19 protein-coding genes and 1 pseudogene are annotated in these 20,049 nt (G+C 72.0%); 8 read left to right on the top strand and 12 right to left on the bottom strand.

Annotated elements, in window-relative coordinates:
• Window positions 1–20 precede the first annotated feature (20 nt).
• Both BLV76_RS05055 and BLV76_RS05050 read right to left on the bottom strand, forming a co-directional pair.
• Complete coding sequence (locus BLV76_RS05055) at window positions 21–1,439, bottom strand: FAD-binding oxidoreductase (protein ID WP_090968152.1); 1,419 nt, start codon at window positions 1,437–1,439, stop codon at window positions 21–23.
• Between the two features lie 17 nt (window positions 1,440–1,456).
• Window positions 1,457–2,368, bottom strand: a complete 912-nt coding sequence (locus BLV76_RS05050; RefSeq protein WP_090968151.1) for an AEC family transporter — start codon at window positions 2,366–2,368, stop codon at window positions 1,457–1,459.
• A gap of 110 nt (window positions 2,369–2,478) precedes the next feature.
• On the opposite strand from BLV76_RS05050, the gene BLV76_RS05045 reads away from it, so the two are divergent.
• From BLV76_RS05045 to BLV76_RS05035, 3 genes are all read left to right on the top strand, one after another.
• Window positions 2,479–3,405 carry a 2-hydroxyacid dehydrogenase gene (locus tag BLV76_RS05045; protein WP_245734545.1) on the top strand — a complete coding sequence of 309 codons (927 nt, stop codon included), beginning with the start codon at window positions 2,479–2,481 and terminating at the stop codon, window positions 3,403–3,405.
• Window positions 3,406–3,488: 83 nt separating this feature from the next.
• Complete coding sequence (locus BLV76_RS05040; RefSeq protein ID WP_090968149.1) at window positions 3,489–4,646, top strand: L-talarate/galactarate dehydratase; 1,158 nt, start codon at window positions 3,489–3,491, stop codon at window positions 4,644–4,646.
• Window positions 4,643–5,317, top strand: coding sequence for a FadR/GntR family transcriptional regulator (locus tag BLV76_RS05035; protein WP_090968148.1), 675 nt, complete (start codon window positions 4,643–4,645; stop codon window positions 5,315–5,317). The genes BLV76_RS05040 and BLV76_RS05035 overlap by 4 nt, the downstream gene beginning before the upstream one ends.
• 169 nt (window positions 5,318–5,486) lie before the next feature.
• On the opposite strand, the gene BLV76_RS05030 is transcribed toward BLV76_RS05035, so the two are convergent.
• From BLV76_RS05030 to BLV76_RS05000, 7 genes are all read right to left on the bottom strand, one after another.
• Window positions 5,487–5,822 (bottom strand): ArsR/SmtB family transcription factor, encoded by a 336-nt coding sequence (locus BLV76_RS05030; protein ID WP_090968147.1) that lies wholly within the window; start codon window positions 5,820–5,822, stop codon window positions 5,487–5,489.
• Between the two features lie 3 nt (window positions 5,823–5,825).
• Window positions 5,826–6,467, bottom strand: a complete 642-nt coding sequence (locus BLV76_RS05025; protein ID WP_090968146.1) for an SRPBCC family protein — start codon at window positions 6,465–6,467, stop codon at window positions 5,826–5,828.
• A 43-nt stretch (window positions 6,468–6,510) separates the two neighbouring features.
• Entirely contained in the window at window positions 6,511–7,776 is a 1,266-nt protein-coding gene (locus BLV76_RS05020; RefSeq protein WP_090968145.1) for a glucarate dehydratase family protein, read from the bottom strand.
• An 8-nt stretch (window positions 7,777–7,784) separates the two neighbouring features.
• Entirely contained in the window at window positions 7,785–8,180 is a 396-nt protein-coding gene (locus BLV76_RS05015; RefSeq protein WP_090968144.1) for a universal stress protein, read from the bottom strand.
• Entirely contained in the window at window positions 8,177–9,727 is a 1,551-nt protein-coding gene (locus BLV76_RS05010) for a tripartite tricarboxylate transporter permease (RefSeq protein ID WP_090968143.1), read from the bottom strand. Before BLV76_RS05010 ends, BLV76_RS05015 begins: the two co-directional genes overlap by 4 nt.
• 14 nt (window positions 9,728–9,741) lie before the next feature.
• On the bottom strand, window positions 9,742–10,284 hold the full coding sequence (locus tag BLV76_RS05005; RefSeq protein WP_090968142.1) for a tripartite tricarboxylate transporter TctB family protein: 543 nt from the start codon (window positions 10,282–10,284) through the stop codon (window positions 9,742–9,744).
• Between the two features lie 68 nt (window positions 10,285–10,352).
• Window positions 10,353–11,354 carry a Bug family tripartite tricarboxylate transporter substrate binding protein gene (locus BLV76_RS05000; protein ID WP_090968141.1) on the bottom strand — a complete coding sequence of 334 codons (1,002 nt, stop codon included), beginning with the start codon at window positions 11,352–11,354 and terminating at the stop codon, window positions 10,353–10,355.
• A gap of 112 nt (window positions 11,355–11,466) precedes the next feature.
• Between BLV76_RS05000 and BLV76_RS04995 the strand changes: the two genes are divergently transcribed.
• Together BLV76_RS04995 and BLV76_RS04990 are read left to right on the top strand one after the other, a co-directional pair.
• Window positions 11,467–12,375 carry a LysR family transcriptional regulator gene (locus tag BLV76_RS04995; RefSeq protein WP_090968140.1) on the top strand — a complete coding sequence of 303 codons (909 nt, stop codon included), beginning with the start codon at window positions 11,467–11,469 and terminating at the stop codon, window positions 12,373–12,375.
• 100 nt (window positions 12,376–12,475) lie between these two features.
• Window positions 12,476–14,269, top strand: a complete 1,794-nt coding sequence (locus BLV76_RS04990; protein WP_090968139.1) for a sensor histidine kinase — start codon at window positions 12,476–12,478, stop codon at window positions 14,267–14,269.
• Here the strand turns inward: BLV76_RS04990 and BLV76_RS04985 are convergent.
• The 3 genes from BLV76_RS04985 to BLV76_RS04975 all read right to left on the bottom strand — a co-directional run bounded on the left by BLV76_RS04985 (window position 14,256) and on the right by BLV76_RS04975 (window position 16,088).
• Window positions 14,256–14,720 (bottom strand): GNAT family N-acetyltransferase, encoded by a 465-nt coding sequence (locus BLV76_RS04985; RefSeq protein WP_217630265.1) that lies wholly within the window; start codon window positions 14,718–14,720, stop codon window positions 14,256–14,258. The two genes, BLV76_RS04990 and BLV76_RS04985, sit on opposite strands and share 14 nt — an antisense overlap.
• A 78-nt stretch (window positions 14,721–14,798) precedes the next feature.
• The gene (locus tag BLV76_RS04980; RefSeq protein WP_139306489.1) at window positions 14,799–15,230 is read right to left on the bottom strand and encodes a hypothetical protein; all 432 of its coding nucleotides are present in this window, start codon (window positions 15,228–15,230) and stop codon (window positions 14,799–14,801) included.
• 57 nt (window positions 15,231–15,287) lie between these two features.
• Window positions 15,288–16,088 (bottom strand): Rossmann-fold NAD(P)-binding domain-containing protein, encoded by an 801-nt coding sequence (locus BLV76_RS04975; RefSeq protein ID WP_090968137.1) that lies wholly within the window; start codon window positions 16,086–16,088, stop codon window positions 15,288–15,290.
• A 185-nt stretch (window positions 16,089–16,273) separates the two neighbouring features.
• Between BLV76_RS04975 and kdgD the strand changes: the two genes are divergently transcribed.
• The 3 genes and pseudogenes from kdgD (at window position 16,274) to BLV76_RS04960 (ending at window position 20,041) form a co-directional block, all read left to right on the top strand.
• A complete protein-coding gene (gene kdgD / locus BLV76_RS04970) occupies window positions 16,274–17,200 on the top strand; it encodes a 5-dehydro-4-deoxyglucarate dehydratase (RefSeq protein ID WP_090968136.1) in 927 nt (308 codons plus the stop codon).
• A 34-nt stretch (window positions 17,201–17,234) separates the two neighbouring features.
• A pseudogene (locus BLV76_RS04965) lies at window positions 17,235–18,725 on the top strand (aldehyde dehydrogenase (NADP(+))); the annotation flags it as partial.
• Window positions 18,722–20,041, top strand: coding sequence for an enolase C-terminal domain-like protein (locus BLV76_RS04960; RefSeq protein ID WP_245734543.1), 1,320 nt, complete (start codon window positions 18,722–18,724; stop codon window positions 20,039–20,041). The pseudogene BLV76_RS04965 and the gene BLV76_RS04960, both read left to right, overlap by 4 nt.
• The last annotated feature ends 8 nt before the right edge of the window (window positions 20,042–20,049 follow it).

The following is a 20,049-nucleotide window of genomic DNA, read 5'->3' as shown; positions in this document are numbered from 1 at the left end:
GGCCAGCCTAGTTCTCGCGATCAGGGCAGGAGCACGCCCGGGTTCATCAGGCCGCGGGGGTCGAGCGCGTGCTTTACCGCGCGCATCAGGTCCACCTCGACCCCGGACTTGTACGACGACCCCGCGACGGCCTTCGACCGACCGAGGCCGTGCTCGGCGCTGATGGAGCCGTGGCCGGCGGCGACGGAGTCGTAGATCGCCCTCGAGAGGTCCGGCGCCGCCGCGAGGAGCTCGGCGTCGCGACCCTTCCCGTCCAGCACGGGTGCGCTGACGTTGTAGTGCAGGTTGCCGTCGCCGACGTGTCCGTAGGTCACCGGACGGACCCCGGGCAGGACCTCCTCGAGCACCGGCGCCATCGCGGTCGCCCACGCGGCGAGGTCGGCGATGGGGAGCGTGACGTCGTGCTTGAGCGTGGCTCCCTCGACCTTCTGCGCCTCCGAGATGCCCTCGCGCAGCGCCCACAGCGCGGACCGCTGGGCCGGGCTGCCGGCGATGGCCGCGTCGGCGACGAGGCCGGCCTCGACCCCCTCGCCGAGGATCGCCTCGAGCGCGTCGTCGAGGCCCTCCTCGGTCGCCGCCCCGGCGAGCTCGACCAGGACGTACCAGTCGCTCGGCTCGGCCAGCGGGTCCGTCGCCCCGGGCAGGTGCGCGAGCACCAGGTCGACCGCCTGCCGGTTGGCGATCTCGAAGGTCGAGAGGTGGGCGCCGGCGCGCGACTGCGCGACGCCCAGCAGGGAGACGGCGGCCTCGACCGACGCGACGGCGACCCACGCCGTCGCGTGGCGCGGCGTCGCCGGGAAGAGCCGGAGCACGGCGCCGGTGATCACGCCGAGCGTGCCCTCGGAGCCGACGAAGAGCTGGGTCAGGTCGTAGCCGGTGTTGTCCTTGCGGAGCCCGCGCAGCCCGTCCCACACCCGGCCGTCGGGGAGCACGACCTCGAGGCCGAGGACGAGCTCGCGGGTCATGCCGTAGCGCAGGACCGCGGTGCCTCCGGCGTTGGTCGCGAGGTTGCCGCCGATCGTGCAGCTGCCCTCCGAGCCGAGGGACATCGGGAACAGCCGGCCCGCGTCCGCGGCCGCCGCGTGCACGTCGGCGAGCACGACCCCGGCGTCGACGGTGATCGTGCCGGCGACCGGGTCGACGGCACGCACGGTCCGCATCCGGCCGAGCGACAGCACCACCGCCTCGCCGCTCGCGTCGGGCACGCCGCCACCGACGAGCCCGGTGTTGCCGCCCTGCGGCACGATCGCGACCCCGGCCTCGTGGCAGGCGGCGACGACGGCGGCGACCTCGGCGGTCGACCCGGGCCGGACGACGGCGAGCGCGCGGCCGGCGTACATCCCCGTCCAGTCGACGACGTAGGCGGCCACGTCGGGGTCGGCGGTGAGCACGTGCGCGTCGCCGACGGCGGTGCGGAGGTGGTCGAGGAGGTCGGTCATGGGTTCTCCAGGGATGGTCAGCCCAGCACGACGGCGATGAGGAGCACCACCGGCAGCGAGGCGAGCGTCGTGATCAGGATGGTCTCGCGGGCGACGTCCTCGCCGACGCGGTAGCGCGTGGCGTGGAGGAAGATGTTCTGCGCGGTCGGCAGGGCGGCGGTGACGACGACGCCCAGCAGCACGGTCCCCTCAAGGCCGAGCGCGGCGCCGACCGCCCACGCGACGACCGGCATCACCGCGAGCTTGAGGACGGTCGCGAGCAGCACCTCGCCGTTGTGGCCGGCCTTGCCGAGCGCCGGGCTCAGACGCAGCGCGGCGCCGTAGGACATCAGCATCATCGGGATCGCCGCGCCCGCCATCAGCTCCAACGGTGCCTCGGCGACCTCGGGCAGCCGCCATCCGGTCAGGGCGAGCACGACGCCGATGACCGCGGCGACGGTGAGCGGGTTGGTGACGAGCCTGCGCGCGGCCTTGCCGAAGCCCTCGCCGCGGCCGGTGATCCGGTCGAGCATCACCAGTGCGGCCGGCTGCACGACCATCATCTGCACGAGGAGCGCGGGCACCACGACGGTGATGTCGCCGACGACGTAGGCCGCGACGGCGAGGCCGAGATTGCCGGCGTTGACGTAGGACGAGGTGAGCGCGCCGATCAGCAGCGGGCCGCTCGACAGCCTCCAGCGCAGCCGCGCCAGGACGACGTACAGCACGAAGCAGACGGCGAGCGAGATCGAGCTCGCGACGAGGTTCTTGGTGGCGGTCTCGAGGTGGACCTTGCTGATCGTGACGACCATCAGGGCCGGCGAGGCGACGAAGAACGCGATCTCGCCGAGGGTGCGCTGCGAACGGGCGTCGAGGACGCCGACGTGCGCGAGCCCGACGCCGGCTGCGATCACGACGAGGATCGTGGTGAAGCCGATCAGCAGGTCCATGTCGGACCCATCGTTCCAGCCGTTCGCGGGCCCGGGGCACCGGGTCGGTCATGCCCGACGGGCAATGGACGATGCTCACGGGCCGCCCCTACGGTCCCCCTGTGGATGGCGTGAGCGGATCGACGGTCGTCATGGTGGGCACGCTGCGAGCCGAGCTGGTGGGCCCGCTCCAGGAGGAGTACGACGCCCGCGAGCTGTCGCAGCTCACCCCCGAGGAGGCCGCCACGGTCCGCGTCGCGGTGACCAGTGGCGTGTGGGGCGTGCGGGCCGAGCACCTGGACCGGCTGCCGGCGCTCGAGGCGATCGTGAACTTCGGCGTCGGCCACGACGCGACCGACGTCGCCGAGGCGGGCCGTCGCGGGATCGTCGTCTCGAACACCCCCGACGTGCTGACCGACTGCGTCGCCGACGCGGCCGTCGGCCTGCTGATCGACACCCTGCGCGGCCTCTCCGCCGCCGATCGGTTCGTGCGCCGCGGCGACTGGGCGGCGGGAGGCACCCCGCCGCTCGCCCGTCGCGTCAGCGGCACGCGCGTCGGCATCGTCGGCCTGGGCCGGATCGGGCTGGCGATCGCGACCCGGCTCGAGGGCTTCGGCACCACGATCAGCTACCACAACCGCAGTCCGCGCGCTGACGTGTCGTACTCCTACGCACCCGACGTGGTGACGCTCGCCGAGGGCTGCGACGTGCTCGTCCTGGCCGCCGCCGGGGGCGACGGCTCGCGCCACCTCGTCGACGCGAAGGTGCTCGACGCGATCGGTCCGGACGGCTTCCTGGTCAACATCGCCCGCGGCTCGGTGGTCGACGAGGATGCGCTGGTCGCGGCGCTCGATTCGGGCGCGATCGCCGGCGCCGGCCTCGACGTGTTCGCGTCCGAGCCGACCGTCCCGGCGGCCCTCCTGGAGCGCGACGACGTCGTGCTCACGCCGCACATCGGCAGCGCGACGGTGGAGACCCGGCAGGCGATGACCGAGCTCACCCTCGCCAACGTGGCGGCGTACCTCGACAGCGGGAAGCTGCTGACACCCGTCGGCTGACACGGTCCCCGCCTCCTCTTGACTTACTTGTGTAATGAGTTGCAAACTCATCATACAAGTTCGTGACGACCCGAGGAAGCCCCATGACGCAGACCCTGACCCCACCCGCCGCCACCGCGACGACCGGTGACCGCATCCGCTCCGTCACGCTGTCGCACGTCGTGCTGCCGCTGCCCTACGCCGTCAGCGACGCCAAGGTGCTCACCGGCCGGCAGAGGCCGCTGACCGAGACGGTCATGCTCTTCGTCGAGCTCACCACCGAGCAGGGCTTCGAGGGCATGGGCTTCAGCTACAGCAAGCGCGCCGGCGGGAAGGCGCAGTACGCCCACCTCAAGGAGGTCATGGACCGCGCGATCGGCCAGGACCCGAGCGACATCGCCAAGATCTACGAGTCGCTCATGTGGGCCGGCGCCTCGGTCGGGCGCTCGGGCGTCGCCACCCAGGCCGTCGCCGCGCTCGACGTCGCGCTCCACGACCTCAAGGCCCGCCGCGCCGGCCTCCCGCTCGCCAAGCTGCTCGGCGCGCACCGTGACTCGTGCCGGGTCTACAACACCTCCGGCGGCTTCCTCCAGGCCTCTGTCGAGGAGATCAAGGAGAAGGCGTCGGCCTCGATCGAGTCCGGCATCGGCGGCATCAAGATCAAGGTCGGCCAGCCCGACTGGCGCGAGGACCTGCGCCGCGTCGCCGCGCTGCGCGAGCACCTCGGCGACGGCCCCTTCATGGTCGACGCCAACCAGCAGTGGGACCGCGCCCGTGCCCGCCGGATGTGCCGCGAGCTCGAGCAGTTCGACCTGGTCTGGATCGAGGAGCCGCTCGACGCGTGGGACCACGTCGGCCACGCCGACCTCTCGCAGACCTTCGACACCCCGATCGCCACGGGCGAGATGCTCACCTCGGTCGACGAGCACATGGGCCTGGTCAACGCCGGCTACCGCGGCATCGTGCAGCCCGACGCCCCGCGCATCGGCGGCATCACGCCGTTCCTCAAGTTCGCCACCCTCGCCGCGCACCACCGCCTCGACCTCGCCCCGCACTACGCGATGGAGATCCACCTCCACCTCGCGGCGACGTACCCCACCGAGCCGTGGGTCGAGCACTTCGAGTGGCTCAACCCGCTCTTCGAGGAGCGCATCGAGATCCGCGACGGCCAGATCTTCGTTCCGGACCGCCCGGGCCTCGGTTTCACGCTCACCGAGCGCATGCGCGAGCTCACGCTGGAGACCGCTACCTTCACCGCATGAGCTCCACCCTCTCCGCGCGCGTGGTCGCCGGCCTCAAGGACAAGATCCTGGCCGGCGACCTCGCGCCGGGCGCGAAGCTCCCCTCGGAGGCGGAGCTCATCGACGAGTACGCCGTCTCCCGCACCGTCGTGCGCGAGGCGGTCACCCGCCTCCGGGCCGAGGGCCTCGTCGAGACCCAGCAGGGCCGCGGGTCGTTCGTGCTGGCGGTCCCCGAGTCGTCGTCGTTCCTCGTCGAGGCGTCGGCCATCCGCACCAACGCCGACGTCACCGCGATGCTCGACTTCCGCATCGGCGTCGAGTCCGAGGCCGCCGCTCTGGCCGCCCTGCACCACACGGGCGCGGACGTCACCGCGATCTCGTCCGCCCTCTCGGGCTTCACGCGAGCCGGTCACGAAGGTGCGGTCGAGGCCGACTTCGCCTTCCACCTCGCGATCGCCCGCGCCACGCAGAACCGCTTCTACGTCGACCTGCTCGGCTCGCTCGGGCCGATGATGATCATGCTGCCCCGCACCCGCCTCGGGGATGCGTACTCCATGACCGACGCCACCCACGTCGAGCGCGTCCAGCGCGAGCACGACAACGTCGCCGCCGCGGTCCTCGCCGGCGACGTCGACACCGCCCGCGCCGCCATGCGGCTCCACCTCGGCAACACTCGTCGTCGGGTGACGTGACCTTCTGGGCTCGCCCCGGTTCGCGGGGGCGGTGTGTGAGCCACATTCCTGAGGCTCGGAATGTGGCTGTGGCACCGCCCCCGGGCGTGTCGTCGTACGCCGCGCCGGTGGGCGGTGAGTGAGCCACATTCTCGAGGCTCGGAATGTGGCTCACTCACCGCTCAGGAGGTCAGCGGCGGGACCTCTTGCCCCGGGCGACCTCGGTGGCGAGGGCGTCGAGCCGGACGTCCCAGAAGGCCCGGAACTGCTCGACCCAGGCGTCGACCTCCCGCAGGCCGGTGGGGTCGACGGCGTAGAGCCTCCGGGTGCCCTCGGCGCGCACGGTCGCGAAGCCGTGGTCGCGCAGCACCTTGAGGTGCTGGCTGACGGCCGGCTGGCTGATGCCGAACTCCTCGCGCACGACCGACGCCACGTCGCCGGCGCTCGACTCGCCGGTCGGGTCGGCGGCGAGCAGTTCGAGGATGCGACGGCGCACGGGATCCCCGAGGACGTCGAAGGCGTGCACGGCTCAGGCCGGCGGTTCGGCGCCGGTGTAGAACGCGGCGGTCCGGGCGGCCGCCGCGCGGGAGGCCTCGGGGTCACCCGAGACCAGGGCGTCGGCCTCGCCCCACTGGGTCGCCGAGCCGCCCATGAACGTCTGGCCGCCCTCCGACGCGCCCCAGCCCTCGACCTCCTCGTGGGGGATCGCCGTCCCGGTCGCGAGGTGCTCGGCCAGCCCCATCAGGCCGAGCTCCCAGCCGACGCCGACAGCCCCGGGGCCGTACGTCGACCAGTGCTCGTTGCCGGACACGTCGGCCGCGTGGCGGAGGGTCAGCGTGGTGCCGTCGGCCTCCTCGACCAGGTGCACGTCGACCCACGAGGTGTCGCCCCCGAGCTCCCAGGAGATCGCGAGGTGCTGCGGCTCCTCACAGGCGAGGACCTCGCCGCCGGCGTTGCCCTCGACCTGGAAGCGGCCGCCGAGGCGGAGGTCGCCGGTCACGGGTGCGAACCAGCGCGGGATCCGCTCGGGGTCGGTGACGGCGTTCCAGAGGTCGGCCGCGTCGGTGGGGTAGGTGCGGGAGGCGACCACGACCTTGACGGGCGTGCCCTCGTGGGTGCTGTCCTCGACGGCGCGGGTGGTCGCGCCCAGGTGCTTCGCTACGTCGAACATGGCTCTAGTAGTTCATGCGTGACTTATATAAGTCAAGGATGAATCACCAGCGCGCGGTGTTGACCTCGAAGTCCGGCTGGATCGACCGCATGTAGACGGTGTCCTCACGGCGGCGGACACCGCACGAGAGGTAGAGCTCGTGCAGCTCGCCGAGCCTGTCGCGGTCGAGGGTCACGCCGAGGCCAGGGGTCGTGGGCACGGCCACGGACCCGTCGACGAACGACAGCACGCCGTCGGTGATCACGTCCTGGGTCTTCCAGGGGTAGTGGGTGTCGCAGGCGTAGGTGAGGTTCGGCGTCGCGGCGGCGAGGTGGACCATCGCGGCGAGCGAGACGCCGAGGTGGGAGTTGCTGTGCATCGACAGCCCCATGCCCCAGACCTCGGTGATCCCGCCGAGCAGCGCGGACTTCTTCAGCCCGCCCCAGAGGTGGTGGTCGGACAGCACGACCTGGACCGCGTCCTGCGCGATCGCGGGCGGCAGGTGCTCCATCGCGATCACGCACATGTTGGTCGCGAGCGGTACGTCGGTGCCGGCGGCGACGGCTGCCATGCCGGGGATGCCGGGAGTCGGGTCCTCGAGGTACTCCACGACGCCGGCGAGCCGCGCGGCGACCTTCAGCGAGGTCTCGACGGTCCAGGCGCCGTTCGGGTCGAGCCGCAGCGGCATGTCCGGGAACGCGGAGCGCAGCGCCTCGATCGCCTCGCACTCCTGCTCGGGCGCGAACACGCCGCCCTTCAGCTTGAGCGAGCCGAAGCCCCAGCCGTCCACCATCCGGTGCGCCTGCTCCACGAGCTGGGCCGGCGTCAGCGCCTCGCCCCACGCGTCGTCGGCGAAGCCGGGGTGGCCGGCCCACTTGTAGAAGAGGTAGCCGCTGAACGGCACGGTCTCGCGGACCGCGCCGCCCAGCAGGTCGGAGACGGGCACGCCGGCGGCGTGGCCCTGGAGGTCGAGGCAGGCGACCTCGAAGGGGGAGTAGACGGTGTCGACCGCGGAGTCGACGTCGAGCATCCCGCCGAACGACGCACCGCCCCCGCCGGTCTCCCGGCCGAGCACGTCGGTGACGTGGCGGCGCAGGCCGTGCAGGTCGTACGCGTCGTGGCCGGGCAGCCCGGCAGCGACCGCCTCCAGCCGCGCGAGGTGCACCTCGTCGGCGTACGTCTCGCCGAGTCCGAGCAGGCCCGAGTCGGTGTGCAGCTCGACGATCGCGCGCAGCGCGTAGGGCTGGTGCACGCCGACGACGTTGAGCAGCGGCGGGTCCTCGAACGCGACGGGCGTGACGGTGACGCGGGAGATGCGGAGCTGTGACACGCGTGGGCTCACCTGGTCGGCTTCACCGCGAGGATCGGGACGTCGAGGTCGAGCAGCAGGCGCTGCGCGTCGCTGCCGGTGACGAGCTTGCCGACGGGCGAGCGGCGGCGCATGCCGATCACCACGAGGCGCACGCCGTGGGCGGCGGCGACCTTCGTGAAGGTCTCGACGATGTCGTCGCCGTGGTCGGAGTGGTCGACCTGCGCGGTGACGCCGAGCGCGGACGCCCGGACCACGAGCTCGTCGGCGGCGGCGTCGTCGATCAGCTCGCCGTCGACGGTGCTGCGGCGGCGCGGGCTGTTGAGGATGACGACCTCGTCGCCGCGGGCGGCGGCCTCGGCCAGGCCGGCCTCGAGGGCCGCCTCGCCGACGGCGCTGGGGACGTAGCCGATCAGGATGGTCATCGCAGGGAGTCCTCTCGGGTGGTGGCGCCGTCGTCGGAGCCGGAGGTGGTGGCCTGCCCGGCCGGCTGCTGCGTGCGGCCGGACAGGAGCTTCTTGCCCAGCGGCCACAGGGCCACCAGGACGAAGGCGGCGAGGATCGTGCCGGAGATCGGGTCCTTCACGAAGCCCGTCGGGTCTCCGTCGTAGATGATCATCGAGCGGCGGACGTTGTTCTCCAGGATCGCGCCGAGCACGAACGCGAGGACCATCGGGCCGGGCTCGAACCCGCCCTTCTTCATCAGGTAGCCCAGGACGCCGAAGATGATCATCAGGAAGACGTCGAAGGTCGAGTTGTTGAGCGTGTAGGCGCCGAGGATCGTGATGAGCGCGGTGATCGGGGCGAGGATCGCCGGCCGGATCCGCAGGATGCGCACGAAGATGCCGACCAGCGGGATGCTCAGCAGCAGCAGGATGATGTTGCCGACGTACATCGAGTTCACGACGCCCCAGAACAGGTCGGGGTTCTCGTCGACCAGCGCCGGGCTGGGCGTGACGCCCAGGACGAGCAGGCCGGCGAAGAGCATCGCCATCGAGGCGTTGGCCGGGATGCCCAGGGTGAGCAGCGGGATGAACGACGACGTGGCGGCGGCGTTGTTGGCCGTCTCCGGGGCGGCGACCCCCTTGATCGAGCCGCGGCCGAACTCCTCGGGAGTCTTCGAGATGCGCTTCTCGGTGGCGTACGCCGCCAGCGACGACATCACGGCGCCACCGCCCGGCAGCACGCCGAGGAAGAAGCCGATGACGGTGCCGCGGCCGATCGCGGGCGAGGCCTCCTTGAGGTCCTTGCGCGAGGGCCAGATGTTGGTGACCCGGGCCGGCACGTGCGGCTTGCCGTGGCGCTCCTCGAGGTTGTGCAGGATCTCGCTGACGCCGAAGAGGCCCATCGCGACGACGACGAAGTCGATGCCCTGGCTGAGCTCGAGGCTGCCGAAGGTGTAGCGCTGCGCGCCGCTGAACTTGTCCTGGCCGACGGTGGCGAGGAGCAGGCCGATCGAGGCAGCGATGAGGGCCTTCACCGTGTTGCCGCTGCCGATGGTGGACACCAGCAGCACGCCGAGCAGGGCGAGGGCGGCGTACTCCGGCGGGCCGAAGTCGACGGCCCAGCTCGCGACGAGCGGGGCGGTGAGGCTGAGCAGGACGATCGAGACGGTGGCGCCGATGAAGGAGCCGATGGCGGCCACGCCGAGGGCGGTGCCGGCCTTGCCCTGCTTGGCGAGGGCGAACCCGTCGAAGACGGTCACCACCGAGCTCGCCTCGCCGGGCAGGCGGAGCAGGACCGAGGTGATCGTGCCTCCGTACTGGGCGCCGTAGTAGACACCGGCCAGCATCACGATGCCGGAGATCGGGTCGCCGATCTGGATGACGATGGGCAGGAGGATGGCCATGGTGGCGGCCGGGCCGAGGCCGGGCAGGACGCCGATCAGCATGCCGATCAGGACGCCGATCAGGCAGTAGAGCAGCACGTCAGGCTGGGCGACGACGGCGAAACCGTTGAGGAAGTCGTTCATGTGGCTGCCTCCTCTCAGAAGTTCAGCAGGTGGGGGAGCGGGATGCTCAACCCGTAGAGGAACAGGAAGTAGAAGACGGCGACCGTGGCGACCGAGATGGTGATCGTGCTGCGCCAGGTCTCACCGCCGAGGAAGCGGAGCCAGACCACGCAGAGGATGAGCGAGGGGATCTCGAAGCCGGTCAGCGGCATCATCACGCCGAGCGCGATGAAGGTGAGCACGCCGATCGCCGGCAGGACGCTGGCCCTGCTGAAGGACACGCTGTCCTCGAGCTTGCGGCCGGTGATCAGCAGCACGACCGAGAGGACCGTGATCAGGACGGAGATCACGAACGGCCAGAGGCCGGGACCGGGACGGCGGAGGTTGTCGAGGCCGTAGTCGAGGGCCAGGACCAGGCCGCCGATGCCGACGGCGAGGGCGACGAGCGCACCCACGGTCTGGTAGGCCGGGCCGCCCGGGGGCAGCTCCTCCTCGGCGAGGGTCTCGGCCACCTCGGCCTCGATCTCGTCCAGGATGTCCGGGCCACCTCTGCCTGTGGCGGTGCGCTCGTCGCTCATCGTCTGGTCCTTACGTGATGCGTGTGCGGGGGAGGGTGGTGCGGTGTGGTGCGGTGGGTGGCGCTGGATCAGCCGGCGTCACCGAGGCTGATGCCGTACTCCTCGACGAGCGAGGCGTAGCGCTCGCGGTCGCTGTTGAGCATGTCGACGACCTCGTCGCCGGTCACCTCGAGCGGGGTGAGGCTGTTCTGCTCGTTGAAGGCCTGGTAGTCCTCGGTCTCGAACGTGGCCTGCATCGCGTCGTAGAGGGTGTCCTTGACGTCCTGCGGGGTGCCCTTCGGCGTGGTGAGGAAGCGGTACTGGTAGACCTCGACGTCGAGGCCCTGCTCGGTGGCCGTGGGCACGTCGGGGAGGAACTCGATCCGCTCGGGGGCGAAGACCGACAGGGCGGTGAGCTTGCCGTTGTTGATGTTCTCGATCGCCTCGCCGGTCTGCAGGCAGGCGGTGTCGACCTGGTTGCCCAGGAGGGCGGTCAGCGCCGGGGCGCCGCCGTCGAAGGGCACGGCCTCGGAGGTGATGTCGCCGACCTCGTAGGTGAGGGCGCAGGCGAGCTGGGCGCCGGTGCCGACGCCGGTGGTGCCGTAGGTGATGCGCCCACCCTCCGCCTTGAGGTCGTCGATCGACTTCCAGCCGTTCTTGGCGTTGGTGACGAGCACGTAGTCGTCGCGGGAGACGCCGCCGACGACGTCGAAGTCGTCGATGCTGGTGACCTCGTCCTCGGCGACCGCGAGCGGCGTGATGGCGAAGAGCGAGGCGTTCTGGACGGAGATGACCGAGCCGTCGTTGTCGGAGGACTGCACCTTGTTGGCGGCCAGCGCACCGTTGGCGCCCGACAGGTTGATGACCGGGAACTGCTGGCCGAGCTCGTTGGTGAGGCCGGTGGAGACCTGGCGGGAGATCAGGTCGGAGGAGCCACCCGGGTCGGCGCCGACGTACATCTCGACGGAGCCCGACGGGTAGGAGTCGCCGTCGCCACCGCCACCGGTGGTCGTCGAGACGCCGCCGCATGCGGTGAGGGCGAGGGCAGTGCCGGCGGCGAGGGACGCCAGGGCGAGGGACTGCTTGCGCATGGTGGTGCTCCTTGTTCGGTGTGTGACCACCGACACTAGGATTTCCGCACGATGCCGGTCCAAGCCCGATTCGGCATGGACTGATCCAGTTCGTGCATCGTAGTCTCGGTCGGTGATCACGCTTGACCAGGTCCGCTCGTTCGTCGCGGTGGCCGAGGAGCTGCACTTCGGGCGCGCCGCCGAGCGCCTCCAGATGACGCAGCCACCATTGTCGCGGCAGATCCAGAAGCTGGAGAAGTCGGTGGGGGCGCGGCTGCTCGAGCGCGACAACCGCCGTGTCGAGCTGACCGGTGCGGGCCGGGCGTTCCTGGAGGAGGCGCACCGCTTGCTCAACCTCGTCGAGGGGGCCGGCGACCTCGCCCGCCGGGTCGACGCGGGGGCCGCGGGCGTCGTACGCCTCGGCTTCACCGCCGTCTCCGCGATCTCCATCCTCGGGCCGCTGCTGCGCCGGCTCACCGCCCAGCTGCCCGACGTCGAGGTCGTGCTCTCCGAGCGGGTCACCAACGACCAGGTCGAGGGGATCCGTCGCGGCGAGCTCGACATCGGCCTCGCGCGACCACCGTTCGACACGACACTGCTGCGGTCGCGGGTCGTGCTGCGCGAGCCGTTCATGGCCGTCGTGCCGGCAGCCCACCCGCTCGCGGCGGTCGACCACCCGCTCAGCTCCGACGACTTCGAGGGCGAGACCGTGATCGGCTACAACCCCGACCAGTCGCGCTACTTCCACGAGCTGTCGGTGCGCTTCTTCGCCAACGCGCACCCGCGCATCGACCAGCGGGTGCACCAGGTGCTGACCGCGATGCTGCTCGTCTCCGCGGACCGCGGCGTGACGCTCGCCCCCGCCTCGGCGGAGTCGCTGCACGTCGACGGCGTGGTCTTCAAGGAGCTCGCGCACCACGGCGGCGACACGCGCGTCGACGCCGACCCGGACAAGCCGGTCGAGCTGCACGCGATCTGGTCGCGCGACGCGGTCACCCCGGTCGTACGCCGTGTGCTCGACGTGGTGACCGCGCGCGCCTGACGACTCGCCGCCCGAACAGCGAGTCAAGGTTCCCCTGCATGGACTGACGTGTTTGGCTGGTGACGACGTGCCGGTCGACGGCGCCGGCAGGGGGTTGTGGATGCAGGGACAGGACGAGGCTCGCGATCGCGAGGTGACGCCGTGGGCGGACGACCAGACCCGTGAACACCTGCAGGTGCTCGTCGAGGGGGTCGCCGAGCTCGCGGGTTTCGAGCAGTCGGCGATCCTGCTGCGTCGCGACGGTTCCTTCCAGGTGGTCGTCGCGGCCTCCGTCGCCGACGGGTTCGTCGGGTCGGTGACCCCGACCGGCGCCATCGAGCGCGAGATCGAACGGTCCGACGACTGGGGTGCGTGGCGCTTCGTCCCGCACGACCGCGTCGGCGACGAGGTCCTCGACTACAGCCACATCCCCGACCTGACGCCGCTCGACGGCGACGACGCCTGGCACCCGCTCGACTCCCTCTTCGCCCCCCTCTACGACGACCAGGGCGAGCTCCGCGGCCTGCTCGGTGTCGACAGCCCGCGCGACGGCCGGGTCCCGGGACCCGACAAGCTCGACGTCCTCACCCGCTACGCAGGCGTCGCCCGCACCCTGGTGCTGCTCGCACTGGAGCGCGAGCAGCTCAACGAGAAGGTGCGGATGGCGACCGAGGCGCGCGAGATCGTGCGCCAGGCGCTCGGCGAGGGGACGCTCGACCGGGTGCTCGCGGCCTGCCGCTCGACGCTGGTCGACTGCTTCGACGCCGTCGGCCTGTGGTTGACCGCCTTCGACGAGGACGGCGGGGCGACCACGACGTCCTACGTGCGCGGCAGCGATGTCGAGCCGCCCTACTCCGAGATCGATGACGTCGTGATGGATCTCGCGCACCGCTACTGGGCCGAGCAGTACGTCGCCCCCTTCTCCCGGTCCGTGCCCGCGCACCCCGGGCTCCCGGTCGAGACCCGTGACCAGCTCCTGGGCTTCCTCGACCGGATCGGCATCGGCTCGGTGCTCTTCGTCCCGCTCGGCAGGGGCACCGAGTGCCTCGGCTTCCTGGTGCTGACGCGGGTCTCGGACACGCGCCAGTGGACCGAGGTCGAGCGCGACGCCGCGCTCGACATCGGCCGCGACCTCGGGACGGCCATCGCCAACGCCCGACAGCTCGAGCGTGAGCGCGCGGTCGTCGACCGGCTCCGCAAGCTCGACAGCTATCGCGTCGAGGTGGTCAACACCCTCGGCCACGAGCTGCGCAACCCGCTCTTCTCGATGAGCGCCAACCTCGAGCTGCTCGACGTCAGCATCCTCGACGAGGACGGCCGGCACTCGGTCGAGGCCGCCACCCGCGGCGCCTCACGGATGCGTGCGGTCATCGACGACATGCTCACCATGGCGCAGATGTCCGATCCGCAGCGCGAGTTCGAGCCGGTGCCCGTGGACATGCGCCGGGTGGTGGCGGACGTGCTCGACGAGTGCCGCGCCGGCGCCGAGGCTGCCTCGGTCACCTGCACCGCCGAGCTCCCCTCCGGCTCGGTGCTGGTCCGCGGCCAGCCCGACGAGCTGCACCGGGCGCTGACCAACCTGACGACCAACGCGATCAAGTACTCCGACGCCGGCGGCCACGTCATCGTCCGCGTCGCCTCGCAGGGCGGCTCGGTCGTCACGACCGTCGAGGACATCGGCATCGGCATCTCCGACGCCGACCAGCAGGAGCTGTTCCGCGAGTTCTTCCGCTCCACGAACCCCGCCGCCCTCGTCCGGCCCGGCACGGGCCTGGGGCTCGCGATCGTGGCCCGCATCGTGGACCGGCACTCCGGCACGATCGAGCTCAGCTCCGAGCGCGGCGAGGGCACGACCGCGACGATCACCCTGCCGGCCTACGTCGGCACGGTGGTCAACACGATCAACCTGGAGTGAGCTCCAGCGTCATGAACGTGCTGTTCGGGTCCGGCCGGTAGGCGCCGAACGGGTCGCACGGCGTGAAGCCCGCTCGCGCGTAGAACCTCCGCGCCGGCTCGAAGAACTCCATGCTGCCGGTCTCGAGGGAGATGCGTACGACGCCTCGCGCCCGGGCGTCCTCGATCGCGTGGGCCAGCATCTGCCCGGCCACCCCGCGCCCGCGGACGCGCGGCTCGGTGCGCATGCTCTTGAGCTCCTCGTGGTCGGCCGTCATCGCCGCCAGCGCGGTCGTGCCGACGATCCCCTCGTCGTCGAGGCCGACCCACATCCGCACGTGCGGTGCCTGCAGCCCGGACAGGTCGAGCGCGTGCCGGCTCTCCGGCGGCGACGTCTTCTCCATGTCGTCGAGGTGCGCCTGCAGGAAGGCCGCCAGCCGCGGGTCGTCGAAGTCGGCGCGAGCGATCTGCACGAGGGAGATCGTGCCACCTGCCCCACCCAGTGCTGGTCGAGGAGGGCGCGCAGCGCCCGTCTCGAGACCCCTCGGTCGTCAGTCCAGGAACCAGACCATCAGGTCGTTCGACAGCGGGGTCGCGAGCCAGGCGAGGTTCGCGAGGGCGATGACGACGGCCGCCACGAGCAGCGCGACCTCGCGCCGGTTCGCCTCGTGGCGCCCTGCCCAGAGGCCGTGCGCCGACCACCCGGCCACGGCCGTCGCGACGAACGGCGCGAGCGGGATCCCGAGGACGGCGATCACCGACACGATCCCGCCGAGAGCGGTGTCGTAGGGCCAGAGGGCGTCGAGGTCGTGGAGGTAGAGCGTCTCGCCGGCGGGCCGGTGCTGGAGCCCGGCGACGTAGTAGGGAAGCACCAGCCCGATGGCGTACGGCACCGCGCAGAGGAGCGCGACCACCAGGGCGAGCACGGGGCGTGGGCGGACAGGCGCGGCAGTCGTCCGCGCCTCGGGTGACATCACGGCCATGCCCCAGTGTGAGGGCCGGCGTGGCCCGGCGCCATCACCCGGTTGCGGGACCTTCGATCATCCGAGGTCGGCGTAGCCCTCGCGATAGCTCGGGAGGCTCGGTGCCCAGCCGGTCGACCTCAGCAGTGCGTTCGAGAGCCGCTTGCCGTGGCCCTGCGCCGGGTCGGCGGGCGGGGGAGCGGGGGCGTCGAGCCGCGCGGCGAGGAAAGCGGCGACGTCACCCATCTGGGCCGGTGCGTCGTCGGTGCCGAGGTAGAGCGCGTCCGGCGTCGCGTCCATCGTCAGCAGGTGGACGACCGCGGCGGCCGCGTCGGTGCGGTGGATCCGGTTGGTCCAGCGGTGCGGGTCGGTGACCCGACCCTCGGCGACCTGGTCGCGCAGCCGCGTGCTCGAGCCGCCGTACAGCCCCGAGAGCCGGAGCACGGTCCCGTGCGGGATGCGCGCGTGGAACGCCTCCTCGGCGGCGACCAGCTGGCGGCCGGGCCCGTCGGAGGGCGCACCAGGGGTGGACTCGTCGGACAACGAGGGCCGGTCGCCGCTCGCACACACCGCGGTCGACGAGACGAGGACGGCGCGCTCGGGTGCCACGGGCAGCGCGTCGAGCGCGCGCGCCATCCCGTCGACGTACGTCGCCCGGTAGGCCTCCTCCGTCCGCGGCCGCGCCGTGAGCGCGACGACCACGAACCGCGGGCGTACGTCGGAGAGGTCCGGCGCCGCCGCGGTGATGTCGACCGACCGTCCGACCAGCGGCGCCGGGACGAGGTCGGCGTTGCGGCGCAGGGCGAGCACGCCGTGGCCGAGGTCGGCCAACCGCAGCCCGACCGAGGCACCGAGGTCGCCGGCTCCGATGAGAAGCACGTCAGGTTCCACGCGCCCAACGTAGCGAGCCGTGCCTATCGACCAGCACCATGCTCCACGCGCATCACCCGATCCAAAACCGGGCTTGGACAGGCATCGTCGCCGCTTCCTAGGTTGGTGAGCACCGCCACATCACGTGGCCCCACTTGCCGCATGAGCACCCGCCTCGGACCGAAGGACGCAGCGTGACGAAGTACAGCCCGACCGAGCTCGTCGAGACCCTGGGAAGCGGCCTCCTCTCCTTCCCGGTGACCCACTTCGACGCCGACCTGCAGTTCGACGAGCCCGCCTACCGCGAGCACCTCGAGTGGCTCAGCGGCTACCCGGTGGCGGGGCTCTTCGCCGCGGGCGGCACGGGCGAGGGCTTCTCGCTCAACCCCGAGGAGACCGACCGCGTCGTGCGCGCCGCGATCTCCGGTGCCGGCGGCAAGGTCCCCGTGCTGGCGCCCGCCACGGGCTCGACGGTCAACGCCGTCGCGCAGGTCCAGGCGGCCGAGAAGGCCGGTGCGGACGGCATCCTGCTCATGCCGCCGTACCTCACCGAGGCCGGCCAGCGCGGCCTCGTCGAGCACATCAGCGCGATCTGCTCGGCGACCAGCCTCGGCGTCATCTTCTACTCACGCGCCAACGCCGTGCTCGGCACCGACGCGCTCGAGCAGGCCTGCGCCCGCAACGCCAACCTCGTCGGCTTCAAGGACGGCGTCGGCGGCATCGAGCAGATGACCCGGACCTATGCCCAGCTCGGCGACCGGCTCTTCTACGTCGGCGGGCTGCCGACGGCCGAGGTCTTCGCGCTGCCGCTGCTCCAGCTCGGCGTGACGACCTACAGCTCGGCGATCTTCAACTTCGTCCCGCAGTTCGCGCTCGACTTCTACGCCGCCGTGCGCCGCCAGGACCGCACCGCGGTCTACGCGATGCTCAACGACTTCGTCATCCCCTACACCAAGATCCGCGACCGCGAGTCCGGCTACTCGGTGTCGATCGTCAAGGCCGGCCTCGCCGCCGTCGGTCGCCCCGCCGGCCCGGTCCGCCCGCCGCTCTCGGACCTGCTCGACGCCGAGCGCGACGAGCTGCAGACCCTCGTGGACAAGGTGGCAGGCTCGAAGGCCTGACCCACCCAGCACCGCCCGCAGCAACGAGAGGAACCCCGTGACCGACCAGGCCACCAGCATCATCGCAGGCACCGACTCCGAGCAGCCCGACGTCGCCGCCGCCACCGCGGCCGCCGCCGAGGCGTTCGGCGCCTACCGCGCCACCAGCCCGGCGGAGCGCAGCGCGTTCCTCGAGGCGGTGGCCGCCGAGATCGAGGCCGACAAGGACGCGATCATCGTCGAGGCGGTGCGCGAGAGCGGCTTGCCCGAGGGCCGGATCACCGGCGAGGTCGGCCGCACCACCGGCCAGCTGCGGATGTTCGCCGGCGTCGTCGAGCAGGGCGACCACCAGGGCGTGCGGATCGACCCCGCGCTCCCGGACCGCACGCCGCTCCCGCGCGCCGACATCCGCCAGCGGATGGTGCCGCTCGGGCCGGTCGCGGTCTTCGGTGCGAGCAACTTCCCGCTCGCCTTCTCGACCGCGGGCGGCGACACCGCGTCGGCCCTCGCGGCGGGCTGCCCGGTCGTCGTGAAGGGCCACCCGGCCCACCCGGTCACCGGCACGCTCGTCGCCCGCGCGATCACCCGCGCGGTCGAGAGGTCGAGCCTGCCCGCCGGCGTCTTCTCCTTCGTCCTCGGCGGCATCGAGACCGGCCAGGACCTGGTCAAGGACCCCCGCATCACCGCCGTCGGCTTCACCGGCTCCCGCGGCGGCGGGCTCGCGCTCGTCCAGGCTGCGGCTGCCCGCGAGGTGCCGATCCCGGTCTACGCCGAGATGTCGTCGATCAACCCCGTCGTCGTCCTCCCCGGCGCGCTCGCCGGCAACGACACCGCGGCCTTCGCCCAGGCCTACGTCGGCTCCCTCACCCTCGGCTCCGGCCAGTTCTGCACCAACCCCGGCCTGCTCTTCCTCCCGTCCGGTGAGGAGGGTGACGCCTTCCTGCGTGCCGCCGCCGAGGCCGTTGCCGGCGCCACCGGCCAGACCATGCTCACGCCCGGCATCGCCGAGGCCTACCGCACCGGCACCGCCGCGCTGCGCGACGTCACCGGCGTACGCGTCGTCGCCGAGGGCACCGCCGCCGGTGACCTCGCCCCTGCGCCGCAGGTCGTCGAGACCCCGACGCTCGAGGGTCCGGTCGCCGACGAGGTCTTCGGCGCCTCCGGCGTCGTGGTGAGGTACGACGACGTGGCCGACCTGCTGCCCCGGCTCGAGGGCCTCGAGGGCCAGCTCACCGCGACGATCCACGCCACCGACTCCGACACCGAGGCGGCCCGCGCGCTCCTGCCCGTCCTCGAGACGAAGGCAGGCCGCATCCTCTTCAACGGCTGGCCGACGGGCGTCGAGGTGGGCCACGCGATGGTCCACGGCGGTCCGTTCCCGGCGACCTCCGACGCCCGCACGACCAGCGTCGGCAGCCTCGCGATCGAGCGGTTCCAGCGCCCGGTGGCCTACCAGGACGTGCCCGCGGCGCTGCTGCCCGAGGCCGTCCGCGACGACAACCCGTGGGGCCTGCTCCGACGTGTCGACGGGACCCTCGAGAAGTGAGCACCATCGCCCGGATCGAGGCGGTGCCGGTCGCCGGCCACGACTCGATGCTGCTCAACCTGAGCGGCGCGCACGGTCCCTTCTTCACGCGCAACATCGCGATCGTGACCGACTCCGAGGGCCGCACCGGCCTCGGTGAGGTGCCCGGCGGCGAGGCGATCAAGGCGACCATCGAGGACGCCGCGTCGATCCTGGTCGGCCAGCCTGTCGCCCGGTTCCGATCGCTGCTCCGTGAGGTCGCCACCCGCTTCGCCGACCGCGACGCCGGCGGCCGGGGGTTGCAGACCTTCGACCTGCGCACCACGATCCACGCGGTCACCGCGCTGGAGTCGGCACTCCTCGACCTCTCCTCCCAGGAGCTCGGCGTACCCCTGGCCGAGCTCCTGGGGGACGGCCAGCAGCGCACGAGCGTGCCGATGCTCGGCTACCTCTTCTACGTCGGCGACCCCGACCGGACGGACCTGCCCTACCTCCGCGAGCACGACGGCGCCGACGACTGGGAGAAGGTCCGCCGCGAGGAGGCGATGACCCCCGAGGCGGTCGTCCGGCTCGCCGAGGCTGCGCAGGCGCGCTACGGCTTCGCCGACTTCAAGCTGAAGGGCGGCGTGCTGCCCGGCGAGGAGGAGGTCGCCGCCGTCACCGCCCTCCACGAGCGCTTCCCCGACGCCCGGATCACCCTCGACCCCAACGGCGGCTGGCTGCTCGACGACGCGGTGCGGCTGCTGTCGGGCACGGACGACGTCCTGGCGTATGCCGAGGACCCCTGCGGCGCCGAGGGCGGCTACTCGGGGCGCGAGGTGATGGCGCAGTTCAAGCGTCGCACCGGGCTGCGTACCGCGACCAACATGGTCGCCACCGACTGGCGCCAGATGGCCGACGCCGTCCGCACCAACGCCGTCGACATCCCGCTCGCCGACCCGCACTTCTGGACGATGGCGGGCTCCGTGCGCGTCGCCCAGCTCTGCCACGACTTCGGCCTGACGTGGGGCTCGCACTCCAACAACCACTTCGACGTCTCGCTCGCGATGTTCACCCAGGTCGGCGCCGCCGCCCCGGGCGAGATCACCGCGCTCGACACGCACTGGATCTGGCAGGACGGCCAGGGCCTCACGAAGGCGCCGCTCGAGATCAGGGACGGCGCGATCGAGGTGCCGAACACCCCGGGCCTCGGCGTCGAGCTCGACCCCGACCGGCTCGCGGAGGCGCACGAGCTCTACCTCGAGCACGGCCTCGGCGCCCGTGACGACGCGATCGCCATGCAGTACCTCGTCGACGACTGGAGCTTCGACCCGAAGCGTCCCTGTCTCGTGCGCTGAGGACCGTG

It is taken from the genome of Nocardioides exalbidus, assembly GCF_900105585.1.
GTDB classification, from domain to species: Bacteria; Actinomycetota; Actinomycetes; order Propionibacteriales; family Nocardioidaceae; genus Nocardioides; species Nocardioides exalbidus.
This window is presented reverse-complemented; position numbering and strand designations above follow the sequence as displayed.

Coding starts and splice junctions, on each gene's coding strand:
- BLV76_RS05055 (WP_090968152.1), bottom strand. CDS start 1,439: ATGACCGACCTCCTCGACCACCTCCGCACCGCCGTCGGCGACGCGCAC.
- BLV76_RS04990 (WP_090968139.1), top strand. CDS start 12,476: ATGCAGGGACAGGACGAGGCTCGCGATCGCGAGGTGACGCCGTGGGCG.
- BLV76_RS05005 (WP_090968142.1), bottom strand. CDS start 10,284: ATGAGCGACGAGCGCACCGCCACAGGCAGAGGTGGCCCGGACATCCTG.
- BLV76_RS05040 (WP_090968149.1), top strand. CDS start 3,489: ATGACGCAGACCCTGACCCCACCCGCCGCCACCGCGACGACCGGTGAC.
- BLV76_RS05015 (WP_090968144.1), bottom strand. CDS start 8,180: ATGACCATCCTGATCGGCTACGTCCCCAGCGCCGTCGGCGAGGCGGCC.
- BLV76_RS04980 (WP_139306489.1), bottom strand. CDS start 15,230: ATGGCCGTGATGTCACCCGAGGCGCGGACGACTGCCGCGCCTGTCCGC.
- BLV76_RS05035 (WP_090968148.1), top strand. CDS start 4,643: ATGAGCTCCACCCTCTCCGCGCGCGTGGTCGCCGGCCTCAAGGACAAG.
- BLV76_RS05050 (WP_090968151.1), bottom strand. CDS start 2,368: ATGGACCTGCTGATCGGCTTCACCACGATCCTCGTCGTGATCGCAGCC.
- BLV76_RS05000 (WP_090968141.1), bottom strand. CDS start 11,354: ATGCGCAAGCAGTCCCTCGCCCTGGCGTCCCTCGCCGCCGGCACTGCC.
- BLV76_RS05025 (WP_090968146.1), bottom strand. CDS start 6,467: ATGTTCGACGTAGCGAAGCACCTGGGCGCGACCACCCGCGCCGTCGAG.
- BLV76_RS05010 (WP_090968143.1), bottom strand. CDS start 9,727: ATGAACGACTTCCTCAACGGTTTCGCCGTCGTCGCCCAGCCTGACGTG.